Annotated in this window: 17 protein-coding genes; 8 read left to right on the top strand and 9 right to left on the bottom strand. The window is 66.5% G+C overall.

Going from position 1 to position 15735, the window contains the following annotated elements:
• Positions 1–7: 7 nt before the first annotated feature.
• Positions 8–652 carry a beta/gamma crystallin-related protein gene (locus V8F63_RS09035; protein WP_253119392.1) on the bottom strand — a complete coding sequence of 215 codons (645 nt, stop codon included), beginning with the start codon at positions 650–652 and terminating at the stop codon, positions 8–10.
• Positions 653–869: 217 nt separating this feature from the next.
• Here V8F63_RS09035 and V8F63_RS09030 point away from each other — a divergent pair, with 217 nt between their 5' ends.
• Positions 870–1535, top strand: a complete 666-nt coding sequence (locus V8F63_RS09030) for a DUF1013 domain-containing protein (RefSeq protein ID WP_025978187.1) — start codon at positions 870–872, stop codon at positions 1533–1535.
• Positions 1536–1619: 84 nt separating this feature from the next.
• On the opposite strand, the gene V8F63_RS09025 is transcribed toward V8F63_RS09030, so the two are convergent.
• Positions 1620–1793: a YdcH family protein gene (locus V8F63_RS09025; protein ID WP_003168889.1), complete on the bottom strand. Its 174-nt coding sequence runs from the start codon at positions 1791–1793 to the stop codon at positions 1620–1622.
• A gap of 125 nt (positions 1794–1918) precedes the next feature.
• Here V8F63_RS09025 and V8F63_RS09020 point away from each other — a divergent pair, with 125 nt between their 5' ends.
• The 3 genes from V8F63_RS09020 to V8F63_RS09010 are packed head-to-tail and all read left to right on the top strand — an operon-like array spanning position 1919 to position 3255.
• Positions 1919–2524 (top strand): UbiX family flavin prenyltransferase, encoded by a 606-nt coding sequence (locus V8F63_RS09020; RefSeq protein ID WP_392355067.1) that lies wholly within the window; start codon positions 1919–1921, stop codon positions 2522–2524.
• The gene (locus V8F63_RS09015) at positions 2521–2991 is read left to right on the top strand and encodes a TIGR02444 family protein (RefSeq protein WP_134580172.1); all 471 of its coding nucleotides are present in this window, start codon (positions 2521–2523) and stop codon (positions 2989–2991) included. Before V8F63_RS09020 ends, V8F63_RS09015 begins: the two co-directional genes overlap by 4 nt.
• Positions 2992–3030: 39 nt before the next feature.
• Positions 3031–3255 carry a YdcH family protein gene (locus V8F63_RS09010; protein ID WP_025978184.1) on the top strand — a complete coding sequence of 75 codons (225 nt, stop codon included), beginning with the start codon at positions 3031–3033 and terminating at the stop codon, positions 3253–3255.
• Here the strand turns inward: V8F63_RS09010 and V8F63_RS09005 are convergent.
• From V8F63_RS09005 to V8F63_RS08985, 5 genes are all read right to left on the bottom strand, one after another.
• Positions 3252–3725 carry an Lrp/AsnC ligand binding domain-containing protein gene (locus V8F63_RS09005; RefSeq protein WP_024353296.1) on the bottom strand — a complete coding sequence of 158 codons (474 nt, stop codon included), beginning with the start codon at positions 3723–3725 and terminating at the stop codon, positions 3252–3254. The genes V8F63_RS09010 and V8F63_RS09005 overlap by 4 nt on opposite strands.
• A gap of 142 nt (positions 3726–3867) precedes the next feature.
• Complete coding sequence (locus V8F63_RS09000; RefSeq protein WP_392352906.1) at positions 3868–5673, bottom strand: DUF885 domain-containing protein; 1806 nt, start codon at positions 5671–5673, stop codon at positions 3868–3870.
• 89 nt (positions 5674–5762) lie between these two features.
• Positions 5763–8708 carry a TonB-dependent receptor gene (locus V8F63_RS08995; RefSeq protein WP_392352905.1) on the bottom strand — a complete coding sequence of 982 codons (2946 nt, stop codon included), beginning with the start codon at positions 8706–8708 and terminating at the stop codon, positions 5763–5765.
• 80 nt (positions 8709–8788) lie between these two features.
• Complete coding sequence (locus tag V8F63_RS08990) at positions 8789–9427, bottom strand: hypothetical protein (protein WP_392352904.1); 639 nt, start codon at positions 9425–9427, stop codon at positions 8789–8791.
• Positions 9424–10458 carry an amidohydrolase family protein gene (locus tag V8F63_RS08985; RefSeq protein ID WP_392352903.1) on the bottom strand — a complete coding sequence of 345 codons (1035 nt, stop codon included), beginning with the start codon at positions 10456–10458 and terminating at the stop codon, positions 9424–9426. Before V8F63_RS08985 ends, V8F63_RS08990 begins: the two co-directional genes overlap by 4 nt.
• Before the next feature lie 458 nt (positions 10459–10916).
• Here V8F63_RS08985 and V8F63_RS08980 point away from each other — a divergent pair, with 458 nt between their 5' ends.
• Positions 10917–12254, top strand: a complete 1338-nt coding sequence (locus tag V8F63_RS08980) for an amino acid permease (protein WP_392355066.1) — start codon at positions 10917–10919, stop codon at positions 12252–12254.
• A 43-nt stretch (positions 12255–12297) separates the two neighbouring features.
• Here V8F63_RS08980 and V8F63_RS08975 read toward each other — a convergent pair whose 3' ends face one another.
• Positions 12298–12900 carry a GGDEF domain-containing protein gene (locus V8F63_RS08975; protein WP_392352902.1) on the bottom strand — a complete coding sequence of 201 codons (603 nt, stop codon included), beginning with the start codon at positions 12898–12900 and terminating at the stop codon, positions 12298–12300.
• Between the two features lie 127 nt (positions 12901–13027).
• Here V8F63_RS08975 and purE point away from each other — a divergent pair, with 127 nt between their 5' ends.
• Positions 13028–13534 carry a 5-(carboxyamino)imidazole ribonucleotide mutase gene (gene purE / locus V8F63_RS08970; RefSeq protein ID WP_392352901.1) on the top strand — a complete coding sequence of 169 codons (507 nt, stop codon included), beginning with the start codon at positions 13028–13030 and terminating at the stop codon, positions 13532–13534.
• Entirely contained in the window at positions 13534–14607 is a 1074-nt protein-coding gene (locus tag V8F63_RS08965; RefSeq protein WP_392352900.1) for a 5-(carboxyamino)imidazole ribonucleotide synthase, read from the top strand. Before purE ends, V8F63_RS08965 begins: the two co-directional genes overlap by 1 nt.
• A gap of 26 nt (positions 14608–14633) precedes the next feature.
• On the opposite strand, the gene V8F63_RS08960 is transcribed toward V8F63_RS08965, so the two are convergent.
• Positions 14634–14996 (bottom strand): hypothetical protein, encoded by a 363-nt coding sequence (locus V8F63_RS08960; protein ID WP_392352899.1) that lies wholly within the window; start codon positions 14994–14996, stop codon positions 14634–14636.
• 487 nt (positions 14997–15483) lie between these two features.
• On the opposite strand from V8F63_RS08960, the gene rpsU reads away from it, so the two are divergent.
• Positions 15484–15717, top strand: coding sequence for a 30S ribosomal protein S21 (gene rpsU / locus V8F63_RS08955; protein WP_087139870.1), 234 nt, complete (start codon positions 15484–15486; stop codon positions 15715–15717).
• The last annotated feature ends 18 nt before the right edge of the window (positions 15718–15735 follow it).

Here is a 15735-nt window from a genome sequence, read left to right as displayed (position 1 = left end):
CCACGGCTTACCAGCGGCCGCCGCTGCGGGCCGGACGCAGGGACGAGATCTTGTCGTTCAGGCCCGTATTGCGCAGGTCGCGGATGTCGCCGCGCACGACCTCGCAGCGCCCGCGATAGTTGGCGTCTTCACAGACTTCCCAGCTTCCACGCGACAGGCGGATCGAGCTGATCGCGTCGTTCATGCCCAGGTTGCGCAGGTTCGGAACTTCGTCGCGGAAGCTCATCGACTGGCCGCGATAATTGGCGTCGCGATAGACAGTGATCGAGGACTGGTTCCAGCCGCCGCCCTGACCGGGGCGATTGTCATCCCAGCCGCCGCCGGGACGGTTCGGCCGATTGGGACGGCCGGGGCGGTTGTCTTCATAGTCGCCGCGATGGTTGTAGCAGACCAGCAGGCCGTTATCGTTGCCGATGTCGCTGCTGGAGCACCGCGCCAACTCGATCGAGGTCTCGCGCACATTGCCGTTGCGGTCGCGACAGTCCGCGTACAGCCGGCCCTGATTCACATAGGAGCCGGTGCAGCTCTGCGCATACGAGCCGCGCGGCGCGCCACGGGCCTGAACCTGCGCTTCAGCCGTCCCGACGTTGACGACGGAGAAGCCGCCCGCCGCCATGACCAAACCTGCCGCTGCAACCACGAACTTCTTCATGACACGGTCTCCTTAGAGGTTCTCTTCCGGCGCACAACGCACCCTGGCCCTGAATGTTCATCATCACAGATGAACCTTTGCTGTATGACGACGACAGACGACGTTTTCATTTGCCGCGAAATCCCCTATATGTGGGCTATCGCGCCCGGCCGAAAAGGTCGGGCGCCGTCGATTCAAACGCCCGTTTTTCGGGCCGCAACCGCCGGGATCCATGCCCATGACCGACATCCTGATGCCCAAGGCCACCGCGGTCTGGCTGGTGGACAACACCTCGCTCTCGTTCGAGCAGATCGCCGACTTCTGCGGCCTGCACCCGCTTGAGGTGCGCGGCATCGCCGACGGCGACGTGGCGCGCGACATTCGCGGCGCCGATCCCATCGTCAACGGCCAGCTGACCCGCGAAGAGCTGGACAAGGCCCAGAACGACGAAAACTACCGCATGAAGGCCGTGGTCAGCCGCCACGCCGAACTGCTGAAGCCGGCCAAGTCGGGTCCGAAATACACGCCGGTCTCGCGTCGTCAGGATCGCCCGGACGCCATCATGTGGTTCGTCCGCAACCACCCCGAAGTGACCGACGCCCAGATCGCCAAGCTGCTGGGCACGACCAAGGCCACGATCGAGAGCGTGCGCAACCGCACCCACTGGAACTCGGCCAACATCAAGCCGGTCGACCCGGTGACCCTGGGCCTGACCGGCCAGCTGCAACTGGACGAAGTGGTCCGCAAGGCTGCTGACAAGAAGGCCAAGGACGACGCCAAGAACGGCGTCCTGCAACCCATCGAGGCCGAGCCCGAACCGGAAGCCGCCGTCGAAGACGCCGAAGAAGAATATGGCATGGGCGCCGAGCCTACCGCCGAATCGGTGTTCGGCTCGCGCGACTGATCCCTTCGATCCGCCGAACGATACAAAACGGCCCCGGAAGAGCGATCTTCCGGGGCCGTCGTCATTTTCAGATGGGAAGCGGCGTCAGCAGGCGCGGGCTTCCAGACTGTTGATCTCTTCCTTAAGTCGCAACTTTCGCTGCTTCATCTCCCTGAGGTGTATCGGGTCCGCGGAGGGGCGGCGCATCTCCTGCTGGATGGTCTCATCCAGCGACCGATGCCGATTACCCAGTTCGCGAATACGAGCCTCGATGGTCATGGCTTGCGCCTCCATGTGTAAGGGACCACTACACTGAGCGCCCGGTTTGGCGGGGTGTGGAATCACATTGCGGTGACCCTCGCCGCTCCGGACACGGACAGGTTGGAGGCGAATTGGCCGATGTTGTGAACTCGGCCGTTGGGGCGGCGGCGCCCTCTCGGCTAGTCGTTGGAATCTCTGGCGCTTCCGGCGTCGTCTATGGCGCGCGCGTGCTGGACGCCCTGCGCGAACTGGGCGTCGAGAGCCATCTGGTCGTCACCCGCGCCGCCCTGCTCACTTTGTCGCAGGAAACCGATCTCACTCCCGACGAGCTGACCAGCAAGGCCGATGTGGTCCATCGGCTGAACGACGTGGGAGCGACCATCTCCTCCGGGTCCTTCCGAACCCTGGGCATGATCGTCGCGCCCTGCTCGGTGCGGACGATGAGCGAGATCGCCACGGGCGTGACCTCCACCCTTTTAACCCGCGCCGCCGATGTCGTGCTGAAAGAGCGCCGCCCTCTGGTGCTGATGGTGCGCGAGACGCCGCTGCACCTGGGCCACCTGCGCACCATGACGGCGCTGGCCGAGATGGGCGCCGTCATCGCCCCGCCCCTGCCCGCCTTCTACGCCCGGCCCGAAAGCCTGGAGCAGATGGTCGACCAGTCGGTCGGCCGGGCGCTGGACGTCTTCGGCCTGGACTGGGCGCCGGTGCGGCGCTGGGAAGGGCTGAAGGGCGGGGCCCAGGCATGAGCGACGACCTGTGGACCTGGGCCTGCGCCGCCTATGCCGCGCCGGGCGTGAGCGAGGCCTGCCTGTCGCTGCAGGACTATCACGAGCAGAACGTGCCCCTGCTGCTGTGGGCGGCGTGGACGGCCGTCACCGGCCGTCGCCCTGACGAGGAGACGATCGAGGCCGCCTGTGACACGGCGCGCGCCTGGCACACCACGACCATCGCGCCGCTGCGCGCGGTGCGTCGCACCTTGAAAGGGCCGGTGCCGGACCTTGAAACCGACGCTCGTCTGGCGGTGCGCGCACAGGTTAAGGCCGCCGAACTGGCCGCCGAGCGCCATCTGCTGGAAGGCCTGCAGAGCCTGTCCCCTGCCCCTTCCGGCCCTGCGCGCCCTGCCGTGGACGCCATGGCTGATGCGGCGCGCCTGTGGGACCGCGTGGTGCCGCGACCAGGGTTGAGAACCCTGGCCGACCTGCTTCCGAGCTGACCCCGGCTCAGCTATAACCACCTAGTCCGGGGCCCGATGATGAACGACGACGAACCTTACCTGTCCGAAGAAGACGAGGCGCTGCGCGCCGAGCTGGCCCGCCTGCTGCAGGAGCACGCCGACCTGGACGCTTCTATCGAGGCGCTGGGCCATATGCCTGCGCCCGATCAGCTGATGATCGCCCGGCTCAAGCGCAAGAAGCTGGCCCTGCGCGACGATATCGTGAAGCTGCAGGATCAGATCCTGCCCGACATCATCGCCTAGAGCGGCAGGACCGAAGTGTCCTTGACCTCTTCCATGACGGCGTAGGTCCGCGTTTCGCGCACGCCTGGCATGGTGATCAGGGTGTCGGCCAGGAAGACGCGATAGGCCGCCATGTCCTTCATCCGCACCTTGACCAGATAGTCGAAGCCGCCGGCGACCATGTGGCACTCCAGCACCTCGGGCGAGCGCCGGATGCGGTCTGCGAACTGGTCGAAAATGTCCGAGGTCGTGCGGTCCAGCAGCACCTCGATGAAGATCAGCAGTTCCCGCTCGGCGAACTTCGGATCAATCAGCGCCGTATAGCCGACGATCACGCCTCGCTCTCGCAGGCGGCGCACCCGTTCAAAGCACGACGACGCCGACATGTTGCAGGCGGACGCCAGGTCCTGATTGGTGATGCGGCCATCCTGCTGCAACACCCTCAGGATTCGGCGATCCGCGTCATCCAACTTGTAATCCGCTGTGTTCATGCGCGGCTCCCCCTTACGCATCTACCCTACTCCGACTTTGTCAAACCGCCTGCTGATCCGCAATGGATCAGCAGGCGGTGGAGACCAACGACCTGGGAGAAAATCGCCGGCCAGAACGATCGCCCGTCAGAAAAACGGCCGTCTACTCGGCGCGGCGAGCCCCGGCCGCCTGTTTGCTCTGGGCGATGAATGCCTCCATCTCGGCGGTCATGGCCGGAATGGTGGCGACGCCCAGCGCCAGCAGATGGTCGTGGAAGGCCCTGATGTCGAAATCGGCGCCCAACTCGGCCTCAGCGTTGCGACGCAGGCGCACGATTTCAATCTCGCCCAGCTTGTAGGCCAGGGCCTGACCCGGCCAGGTGATGTAACGGTCGATCTCGGTGCCGACCTCATGGTCCGAAAGGGCCGTGTTGCCGCTCAGGAAGGCGATGGCCTGATCGCGGGTCCACCCCTTGGAATGCAGGCCGGTGTCGATCACCAGGCGCGCCGCGCGCCACATCTCGTAGTTCAGGCGTCCGAAATCCTCATAGGCGTCTTCATAGATGCCCATCTCGACGGCCAGTTTTTCCGTGTAGAGCGCCCAGCCCTCCCCGAAGGCGGAGATCCCCGCCTGCGAACGCCATTCCGGCAGTTCGGCGTGCTCGCGGCGCAGGACGCCGTGCCAGGCGTGGCCAGGGTTGCACTCGTGCACCGTCAGGGCCGGGATATTGTAGCGCGGCCGCGAGGGCAGGTCATAGGTGTTCAGCAAGCACGCGCCATTGCCGCCGCGGCCCGCCGTATAGAAGGGGGCGATGGCCGGCGGGACCGGGATCAGGCTGAAGGTGTCGCGCGGCTTCAGGTTGAAATACTGCCCCATCTTGCCGTCGACCTTCTTGATCACCCAGGCGCCGTGCCACAGCAGATGCTCGGGCTTGTCGTACTGGAACTGGCGATCGGTCTTCAGGAAGGTGAGGAACTCGGCGAAGCTGCCGGTCCAGCCGGTGCTGCGCATCACCGCTTCCATCTCGGCGCGGATGCGGGCCACCTCGCCGCGGCCGATCTCGTGGATCTGGTCCGGTGTCAGGTTGACGCTGGTGTATTGGCGGATCTGCGTCTGATAGAAGTCGTCGCCGTTCGGCAGACGGTTAGCGCCCAGGGTGTCGCGCGCGCCCGGCACATATTCATCACGGATGAAGCTGAGCAGGGTGCGGTGCGCGGGCACGACCTGCTGCTGGATCACCTGGACAGCCTCGGCGCGCAGGCGCTGCTTGTCTGCCTCCGAAATCGTCGACGGCATGTCGATGAAGGGCTTGTAGATCGGGTTGGCTTGCGGGTCCGTCGGCTCTGTCACGGCCAGGATGGAGACGTCCCGTCCGACCAGCGAAGCCTTGGGCTGGGTGAAGCCGCGCGCCAGTCCGGCGCGCATATTGGCGATCTGCTGGTCGAAATAGCGCGGCGTGTCGCGCAGCTGGGACAGGTAGCGCTCATAGTCCTCCGCCGAAGTGAAGGTCTGGTTCGCCATGCCCGAGATCGAGGACCAGAACGAGCTGTCCGAGTTGAAGGGCATCTCGTACAGGCGATGGCGGCCGTCATCGACGAAGTTGTCGATCTGATGCTTGTAGACGGCGTAGTTGGTGCGCTCGGACGGCGACAGCTGGTCCGGCGAAATGGCGTTCAAGCGACGCTGGATTTCGGTCCAATAGGCCAGGCGGCGCTGCTGGGTGGCGGCGCTGACGTCCGGCAGATTGGTCGGTTTGGCGGCGCGAGACGGAATCTCATTCCGGCGCCAGGCGTATTCCTCGTCGGCGATAGCGCGGAATTGGGCGTCAAGGGCGCTGGCGGTCGTCGCCGTGGCCGTGGCCGTGGCCGGCGCCGAGGCCGATGCAGCCGACGCCGTCGTCGGCAGGGCGGCGAGCGCCAGAACGCCCGCCGCGGCGGCGATGGCGCTATATGCGGTCAGGGTCTTCATCAGTTTCTCCCCTTTGTCGTGAGGACGCCCCCTAGAGGCCCCCAGCGTGAAAAGCCGCCCGTCGCCGGGCGGCTTTCCCTAGTTGCGGATCAGAAGCGTGCGTTGACGCCGATGTAGGCGTAACGGCCCAGGTTGTTGTAGATGCTGGCGTTGAAACCGGTGTTCAGCGACGTGCCGGTCCAGGTGAACGGCGTCTGCGGCGGCTCCTCATTGGTGAAGTTGTTCACCCCTGCGAAGACCGAGAACTTGTCGAAACGGTATTCCGCCCGCAGGTCGTGGGTCAGCCAGGACGGCGCCTTGTAAGGCTCATAGGCCCCTGCCGGATCCTGATTGCTGCGCACCATGCTGCTCAGATACTGGTTGGCGTAGGACAGCGAGACCCGGTCGTAATCCCAGGTGACGCGGAAGTTCATCCGGCGCTTGGGATTGGGCAGTTCGCCCGCCTGCTCGTCGCGCACGCTGGGGTCGCCCGGGACCGGATCATAGGTCAGGTCTTCCAGGAAGCCCGCCGCAGCACTGAAGGACAGCGAGCCGTAGTCCGGCAGTCCCAGCTTGGCCAGGTCCGTGCGGTAGGAGGCCGTCACGTCCCAGCCCGAGTTGGTGTACTCGGCCACGTTCAGCACCTGGTTCAGCACGCGGGTGATGTTGCCGTCCGCGCCGCGCGCCACGCTGGCGCAGAACGGGTTGTTCAGGTCCGGACTGTCGACGCAGTTGTTGATGATGTTGCGGAAGCCCAGCGAGGCGATCACGTCGCTGATCTTGATGTCGTAGTGGTCGATCGTCAGGGCGAAGCCCGGCAGGATCGACGGCGTCAGCACCACGCCCAGGGTCAGGGTCTCGCCCTCTTCAGGGTTCAGGGCGGAATTGCCCTGGCTGACCACCGGCCGCGTCGCGGTTGACTGCACGAAGTTCGGGCTCAGGCCCAGGGCCGCGCAGTTCGCCTTGCGGTTAGCCGGGGCGTTGCCCAGGTTCAGGCGCGTCGCGTCGCAGGGATCGTCGATCAGGCTGTAGCCTTCGCTGCCGCCGCCGAACAGTTCGTTGATGTTCGGCGAGCGCACCGCCTTGGCGTAGTTGCCGCGGAAGCGGATGTCGCGGTTGACCGTCCACTCCAGGCCCAGGCCGTAGCTGCTGTCGCCGCCCGTGGTGGTGTAGTCCTGGTAGCGATAGGCCGCCGTCAGATCCAGGTATTGGACGAAGGGGACATCCGCCAGCAGCGGCAGGTTGATCTCGCCGAAGACTTCCTTGGACTCATAGCGTCCCTCGGTGATCTGCTGGGCGTTCTGGAAGATCAGGCCCTTTTGCGAGGTGATGTCCGGCACCGAGCGCGCATATTCCTTGCGCCACTCCACGCCCGCCGCGAAGGCGACCGGCAGGCTCGTTCCGCTGAACAGCGAGGGGTAGGAGAACAGCTCCCCGTTGACGCTGGCCACCGCGTTCCACTGGCGGGTCAGGTCGTTCCGAACGGTGTAGATGTAGGAGTAGTCGATCGCTTCCTGCGAAGCGACGCCGGCGCCGAACAGGTTCAGCGGCTGACAGCCGCGGGCGCGGGCGTCAGCGCTGCGGCAGACGATCTGGCCATTCAGATTGATGGCGTCGATCGACTCGTAGAACTCCTTCTGCAGCCGGTCGAAGTTGGTGAACTCCGACTTGGTCTGGCCGTAGTTGGCGTAAACTTCGAACCGCCAGCCATTGCTGAAGGCGCCGTCGAACCCGGTCACGAAGCGGGTGGTGTCGTACACGCTCTCATAGGTGCGGATGCCGAAGTCGCGGTCGTTGCGGGTGATGTCGAAGCGCGCCACCCCGGCGGCGGCCAGCATGGCCTTCAGGTCAGCGGGCAGGAAGGCGTTGTCGGCCTGGATGCGGTAGGCGTTGCCCGTCGCCGTGCCGGGCACGTCGCCGGCGAAGGTGCCGTTCTCGCGCTGGCTGGTCGCTTCGGTGTGGAAATACTTGCCCTCGGCGAACAGGTTCAGTTCGGTGATGTAGTCGTTCGACGGCTGGAACTGGTGACGCAGCTGCAATTCGCCGCCGTAACGCTCGACCGGGGTGCGCAGGGCGTCTTCGCGGAACTTGAAGCCGTCGCCGCCGATCGAGACCTTCTGCGGACGCCCGGCGCCGTCGACCACGATCTGTCCGCGGTCGAAGGGAACCAGCTTGCCGTCCGGCGTGAAGGTCAGGCTGTAGGCCGCATTGCCGCCGATGGGCGTGACGATCACCGGGGTGAAGCTGTCGTTGGTGATGTTCGTATAGACGTCCCGCGCCATGATGAAGGACGGCAGGCCGTCGTTCGGGCTCTTCTTGTTCGGGTTCGGGATGTAGGCCAGGCCGCTCATCGCGTAGTCGCGCTCGTGCCGGTACAGGCCCTCGGTCTTGTCATAGGTGCCGGCGGCCATGACGTTGGTGCGGCCGTCGTTGAAGTTCCGACCCACGGCGACCGAGCCGTAGTAGGTGTTCGGACCTTCGGCCGAACCGTACTGGGCCTGGGCGGCGATGCCGTCGAAGTCCTGCTTGGTGATGAAGTTGACCACGCCGGCCACGGCGTCCGCGCCGTACACCGCCGAAGACCCGCCCGTCACCGTGTCGACACGGGCGATGGTGGTCTTGGAGATGGTGTTGACGTCCACGGCGCTGGTGCCGCTGGACCCCGCCACATGGCGGCGACCGTTGACCAGGACCAGGGTCCGGCTGGCACCCAGGTTGCGCAGGTTCAGCGTCGCCAGGCCCTGGCCGGCCACCGTATTGGTGGTGCTGGAGGCCGAACTGCCCAGGCCGACCTGCGGCTGGCGCGCCATGGCGTCGATCAGGTTGGTGACGCCGATGTTCTCGATTTCCTGGGCGTCGACCACGTTGACCGGGGTCGAGGCTTCGACGTTCGGGCGGCGGATACGCGAGCCGGTCACCACGATGTCGGCGACGGCGCTGGCTTCCGGGTCGCTCGCCGGAGTTTCAGATTGCGCCCAAGCGGGCTGGGCAGCGGCGGCCGTGACGGCCAGACCGGCGATCATGGTGCCGGTCTTCAGGTACGCAGACAGTCTCATTGAATCACCCCTCGTTTTTTTGATGTGAAGCACGGGCGCGCCCTCCCCATTAGGCAGCGCCCGGCTCGTCCGTTGTTGGTTCAGCGCCCTCCTTGCGCCTCGCCTCGTTCGGCTTTTTGCCGCTCGACCATGGCCCGCACGTCGGCCAGCAAGGCCGGCGCGTCGTAGGCGACGCCGCGCGCCACCGTCCAACGCACCCCGCCGACCGTCTCGATGCGGTTCTCAGGGCTCAGGCGCTCATGCCCGGTGCCGTAAAGCGTCTTGAAGTTGGCCAGCGGGTTCTCGGTCGTGATGACCAGATCCGCGCTCATGCCCGGCCGCACGATGCCGAAGGTCGGCGCCTTGCCGGTCGGCTCGGCCAGGGTCATGGCCCCGTCCATCGTCGCGGCGCGTACGATCTCCAGCGGATGGAAGCCCGCTTCCTGCAGCAATTCCAGCTCTTCGACGTAGCCAAAGCCGTACAGCTTCCAGATGAAGCCCGAGTCCGACCCCACCGTCACCCGGCCGCCGACCTTCTTGTAGTCGTTCAGCAGCCGCATGAACCGCTCATAGAAGCGGCGCCACGCCACCTCGTTCGACGTCGTCCAGTCGAAGAAGTAGCTGCCGTGGTTGTCGCGCGTCGACTGGAAGTAGTCGGCCAGCGTCGGCAGGGTGTAGGTCTGGTGCCACGGCGCATTGCGGGCCTTCATCAGGTCGCGCGACGCCGCATAGATGGTCATCGTCGGATCGAAGACGACGCCCGCTTCCTTCTGGGCCTCCAGATAGGCGTACCACTGCGGCGAGCCGGGCTCGACCTCGTCCCAGATCTCGGCGGCCTCGCCGAACCGCTTCTGCTCGTCGTAGAAGTTATAGTCGGTCGGATAATCTGGATCGTCCGCCCGCCCAGCAGGGATTCGAAGTGGCCGTAGAAGTGGGTGATGGTCCCCAGGCCCGCCGCCGCCAGCTGTTCGGCGTTCAGCTGCGCCACGCCCGGCTGGGCGATGTGGGCCACGGTGCCCATGCCGACCTTCTTGGCCTCGTCGAGCGCGGCCAGGACCACCTCGGGCGTCTCGTCGCCGCGCAGGAAGAACTTGATGCCGTCCACGCCGTTGGCCGCGCCCCAACGCACCCATTCACGCGCCATCTCCGGATTGCGGATGCGGCCCCGCGACCAGCCCGAGCCGATGGTCTGATAGTTGTAGATGCGCGGCGCGACGATCTCGCCCCGGGCCGAGCGGGCCTTTTCCGACACCGCGATGTCATGCGGCGCCAGGCTGACGCCGCGCACCGTCGTCACGCCGTGGGCCAGCCACAGCTTGTAGACATACTCCAGGTCCGGCGCCTTCTGCGGGCTGCCGCCGTGGGCGTGGGCGTCGACGAAGCCCGGCATGACATACATGCCCCGCGCGTCGATCTCGTGCGCGGCGTTCAGCGGCGGACGGCCCTCGCGTTCCGGCAGGCCCGGCCAGCCGGCCTGAATGATGTCGGTGATCTTGTCGTTCTCGATGACGATGTCGACCGGCCCCATCGGCGGCGCGCCCGTGCCGTCGATCAGCATGGCGCCGCGGACCACCATCAGCGGATAAGGGCCGTATCCCTCGCCCGCCCGGCGCGCCGGCGCCGGGTTCAGGCTGGCGCGCGCCGGAGCCGCCTGGGTTTGAGCCTGAGCTTGGGCCGAAGCCACGCTCGGCGCCGTCGCCAGCATCAGGGCGGCCGCACAGGCCGCGCCGGCGCCGCTGAAGATAGACCTAGTCTCTAAACGAGTCCGCAAGCTCCAATCCCTCCCAAGATCGACGGTCTTTCAGACCCGTGCCAGCGCAAGTCGGGCCCCTCAGCCCGACGCCAATTCGCTACCACCCCAAGGCAGACAAGAGTTTCGGATATTCTCCACCCTGCGGAATAAAATTCACGAAGAAGCGGCCAGACGTATACGTTCTTCGAAACCCAATATTTCTGACCTACAAAGCGAAAGAGGCGTTGTTTATCCGGCAATTCTGATTTTATGATCCCCTGAAGGCGACAAAACGCGGCAGATTGGGGTCGTTTTTTTTAGCCACGTTCGGCCGACGATCGCGCTGCGCGCCAAGAATGCTGCGCCACATCGACGGTATCCCGAATATTTTCTGTTCTACCGAATAACATTCGCAACGTCTGGGGAAGACGCATGAGTTTCTTGACACGCCGCAAGGCCCTGCCTGCGCTGGGGGCGCAGCACGCAAGGTCGATGGGCTGAAGCCCACCCTGTCCTGGCCGCACCTGGTCGCCCTGGGCGTCGGCGCCATTGTCGGCACCGGTATCTACACTCTCATCGGCGTGGGAGCGGAACGGGCAGGTCCGGCGGTCATGCTCGCCTTCGTCATCGCAGGGATCGTCTGCGTCTGCGCCGCCCTGGCCTATGCCGAACTGGCGACGATGATCCCCGAGTCGGGCTCAGCCTACACCTATTCCTACACCACGCTGGGCGAGGGCGCGGCCTGGATGGTCGGTTGGAGCCTGATCCTGGAATACACGGTGGTCTGTTCGGCGGTGGCCGTCGGCTGGGCGGGGTATTTTTCGGGGATGATGGAGGGTATCGGCATGGGCCTGCCCGCCGTGCTGACCTCGGCGCCGTCGCAGGGCGGCATCGTCAACCTGCCGGCCGTCGTCATCGTCGCCGCCGTGGCGGGTCTGCTGGTCGCCGGCACCAAGGAAAGCGCCTCGATCAACGCCGCCCTGGTGGTGGTCAAGATCGCCGCCCTGATCGCCTTCGTGGCCATCGCCCTGCCCCACTTCAACGCCGACAACCTCAAGCCCTTCATGCCGTACGGCTTCTCGCACGGGGTCGGGGCTCAGACCGGCGTGATGGCGGCGGCGGCCATCATCTTCTTCGCCTTCTACGGCTTCGACGCCGTAGCCACGGCGGCCGAGGAAACCCGCAACCCCGCCCGCGACCTGACCATCGGCATCATCGGCTCCATGGTCGCGTGCGTCGCCATCTATATGGCCGTGGCCATCGCCGCCCTGGGCGCCATGCCCTTCACCGAGTTCATGAAGTCGCCCGAGCCGCTGTCGCACATCATCCGCACCGTCGGTTCGGACCTGTGGGCCACCCTGATCGCGGGCGCGGCGGTCGTCGCCCTGCCGACCGTCATCCTGGCCTTCATGTTCGGCCAGAGCCGCATCTTCTTCGTCATGGCGCGCGACGGCCTGTTGCCGCGCAGCCTGGCCCATGTGTCCAAGCGGTCCGGCGGCCCAGTCCGTGTGACGGCGGGAACGGCCGTCCTGATGGCGATCATCGCGGGCTTCATCCCCCTGGGCGACCTGGCGGCCCTGGCCAACGCCGGGACGCTGGCGGCTTTCGCCTCGGTCGGCCTGTGCCTGATCGTGCTGCGTCGCCGCGAGCCGAGCCGCCCGCGCGTCTTCCGCGCCCCGGTCTGGTGGCTGGTGGGGCCGATCGCCATCACCGGCTGCATCTATCTGTTCTTCAGCCTGCCGGCCTCGACCCAGATCAACTTCGTCATCTGGAATGTGATCGGGGTGGCGGTCTATCTGCTCTACAGCCGGCGCAACAGCCTGCTGAACGGCTAGAATCAAGGGCGCCGGGGCTGACCTCGGCGCCCTTTTCAATTCGTCAGCGCGTCCCTTCCGGCCGTGCTTTCTTGCGCAGCCACATGGCCGCGTCCGCCTCGGCCAGCCAGACGTCGGCATCCGCCTGTCCGGCGAATGCGCGCACGCCGAACGAGCCGCCCAGGGGCAGACGCTCGCCTTGCCAAACGAAGCCTTCGCTGTTCAACGCCTCGCTCAGCCGCCGCGCCTTCTCGCGCCCTTCGTCGGCGCCCGCGTTCATCAGCACCACGGTGAACTCATCCCCGCCCATGCGGCCCACGGCGTCGGACTCGCGGACATTCGCCATCAGCAGCCCGGCCACAGCGATCAGGGCCGCGTCGCCCGCAGCATGGCCCAGCCGGTCGTTGATTCCCTTGAACCCGTCCAGATCGAGATACAGCAGCGCCGCCTCGACCCCGTGGCGGCGGCAATAGGCCAGATTGCGCGCCAGCACCGTCATGAAGCCGCGCCGGTTCAGCGCAGGCGTCAGCACGTCGTGATCGGCCAAGGCCTCGGCTCGTTCAGCCCGCTCGGTCAGCGCCGCTATCTCGGCGCGCAGACGCGTGATCTCGGCCTGCAAGTCCGCCTTCGCGTCCGCCGCGGTCGTCTGTTCGGCCAGGTGGTTCAAGGCAGGCTCCGACGCCGCATTTCCGGCCGACTCACGGCCCCGCGACGCAGCTGAGTCTAGCGTCCTCGGTTGCGGGCGCAACGCGGGTGCTGTAACGGGCCGCTTTCCGCATGGGGAGCCTTTGCGCATGACCGCCTCCACGCCGCCGGCCACGACGCCTCCTGTCGCCATCATCATGGGCAGCCGCTCCGACTGGCCCACGATGAAGCTGGCCGCCGACCGCCTGGACCAGCTGGGCGTCGCCTGGGAAGCCAAGGTCGTCAGCGCCCATCGCACGCCCCAGCGCCTCTATGACTTCGCCACGACGGCCATGGACAAGGGCTTCAAGGTCATCATCGCGGGCGCTGGGGGCGCGGCCCACCTGCCGGGCATGGCCGCCTCGATGACCGACCTGCCGGTGCTGGGCGTGCCGGTCCAGTCCAAAGCGCTGAAGGGCCTCGATTCCCTGCTCTCCATCGTCCAGATGCCCGGCGGCGTGCCCGTCGCGACCCTGGCTATCGGCGAGGCGGGCGCCGCCAACGCCGGCATTCTGGCGGCGCAGATCCTGGCCCTGTCTGACCTCGCCCTAGCGGAGCGCCTATCCGCCTTCCGCGCCGCCCAGACCGAATCCGTCGCCGAAAGCGTCGAAGACTGATGCCCGATCTTCCCCTGCCTCCCGGTTCGACCCTCGGCATTCTCGGCGGGGGTCAGTTGGGCCGGATGTTGGCGCAGGCCGCCGAACGTCTGGGCTTCGACGTGGTGATCCTCGATCCCCAGCCGGACTGCCCGGCCGCCCGCGTCTCGCGCGCCCAGATCACCGCCCCCTATGACGACCCCGACGCCCTGCAGGCGCTGGGCCGTCTGTGCGACGTCGTCACCTTCGAGTTCGAGAACGTCCCCGCCGTTTCTGTCGAGACCCTGGCCGAAGCCGGCGCCCTGGTCGCGCCGGGACCGACGGCCCTGGCCGTGGCTCAGGACCGGGTGGATGAGAAGACCTATCTGAACGCCGTCGGCGCCCCGACCGTTGATTTCGCCGCCGTGACGACGCTGGACGACCTGACCGCCGCCATCGACCGCCTAGGCCTGCCCGCCCTGCTGAAAACCCGCCGCGAAGGCTATGACGGCAAGGGCCAGGTCTGGATCCGCGACGCCGCCGACGCCCAGGCCGCCTTCGACGCCATCGGCCGCCGCCCCGCCGTGCTGGAGGCCGCCGCCGTCTTTAATCGCGAGCTGTCCGTGATCGCCGCGCGCGGCCGCGACGGCGCCGTCGCCGTCTATCCCTTGGGCGAGAATGTCCACCAGAACGGGGTGCTGAAGACCACCACCGCCCCCGCCGCCGTCGATCCGGCCACGCAAGGACGCGCCGAAGCCATCGCCGCTGCGGTGCTGGACGGCCTCGACTACATCGGCGTCATGGGCATCGAACTGTTCGACATGGGCAGCGGAGAGTTGCTGGTGAACGAGGTCGCCCCGCGCGTCCACAACACCGGCCACTGGACCCAGGACGGCTGCGTCTGCGACCAGTTCGAGCAGCACGTCCGCGCGGTCGTCGGCTGGCCGCTGGGCCCGAGCAACGCCCATGCCCGCATCGAGATGACCAATCTGCTGGGCGACGAGGTCGATCAATGGCGCACGCTGGCCGCCGAGCCGAACGCCCGGCTGCACCTCTACGGCAAGCACGACGCCCGGCCGGGACGGAAGATGGCGCACGTCAACCGCATCCTCTGAACCCTCTCCCGTCAGGAGAGGGTTGGTTAGGCCTTGGCGCCGTAGCGCAGCCGCCCCAGCGCCTCGGTGATCGAGCGCACGGGCGCGTCGAAATCCTTGCCCGCCTTCCACTTCTCGAAGGCCATGACGTTTTCGATGCGGCGAGCGACAAAGGCTTCCGCCGCCTCGCGCCCGTCGAACCAGCGCATGGTCAGGGCGGGAATCAGGATTCCGCCCAGAATCGCCCGCTTGGAATAGTGATTCTGGTCCGTCGCCGTGTCCCCGGCCCAGCGCCAGAGATGATCCGCTGTCTCCCACGCCAGCTTGAAGCCGAGATCCACATTGGTCGGCAGGCTGAGGAAGCCCGCGCAACGCTTGGCCGCTTCGATGTCCTGCGCCCCCGCCTCCATCCGCGCCGAGACGGCGGCGGCGATCGTTCGCGATCTTCATCGTCGATGCGGGCGTGGCTTCCAGCGCCTTCAAGGCGCGCGCGTCGTGGCGGCGCGACAACAGGACCGCCAGATCGCGCGCCCCGTTAGGCAGCAGCAGTTCCTGGTCGCCTAGCGACAGGCCGCACGCCTCGCACGCGGCGCGCGTCAGGCGCGCGTTCCAGCCCAGCGCGGGCGCGCGTTCTATGGCCGCGTCCAGAACGGCCTGTTCTGTGCGGTCGGCCCAATCGCCTTTCGGAGCGGTCTCGGCTGTCTCGGTCATGGGCGCCACGATACGCCCATACGGCGGGCGTTTCGACCCATCACGATTAGGCGCGACGATCTGGACACGCCCCCGATCATGTATCAGCGCGCCTTCACTCGAGAGGGCTTCCTCTTGAGCGTGGTTTTGTTTTGTCTGCCCGTCTCCCTTGGAAAGGACGCGGCGGGCGGCCAAAGGAGAGAGACCCTGGTTCAGATTTTTGTCCGCGACAACAATGTCGATCAGGCGCTGAAAGCCCTGAAGAAGAAGATGCAGCGCGAAGGCAGCTTCCGTGAAATGAAGCGTCACGTGCACTTCGAAAAGCCGTCGGAAAAGCGCGCTCGCCAAAAGGCCGAAGCCGTCCGTCGCGCCCGCAAGCTGGCTCGCAAGCGCGCCCAGCGCGAAGGCCTGCTGCCGGCCCCGAAGGGTCGCGGTCGCTAAGACCGTCTGACGCCTGAA

The organism is Brevundimonas sp. LF-1, assembly GCF_037055305.1.
Lineage (GTDB): Bacteria > Pseudomonadota > Alphaproteobacteria > Caulobacterales > Caulobacteraceae > Brevundimonas > Brevundimonas sanguinis.
The sequence above is the reverse complement of the archived record's forward strand: the minus strand, read 5'-3'. Positions and strand labels throughout refer to the sequence as shown.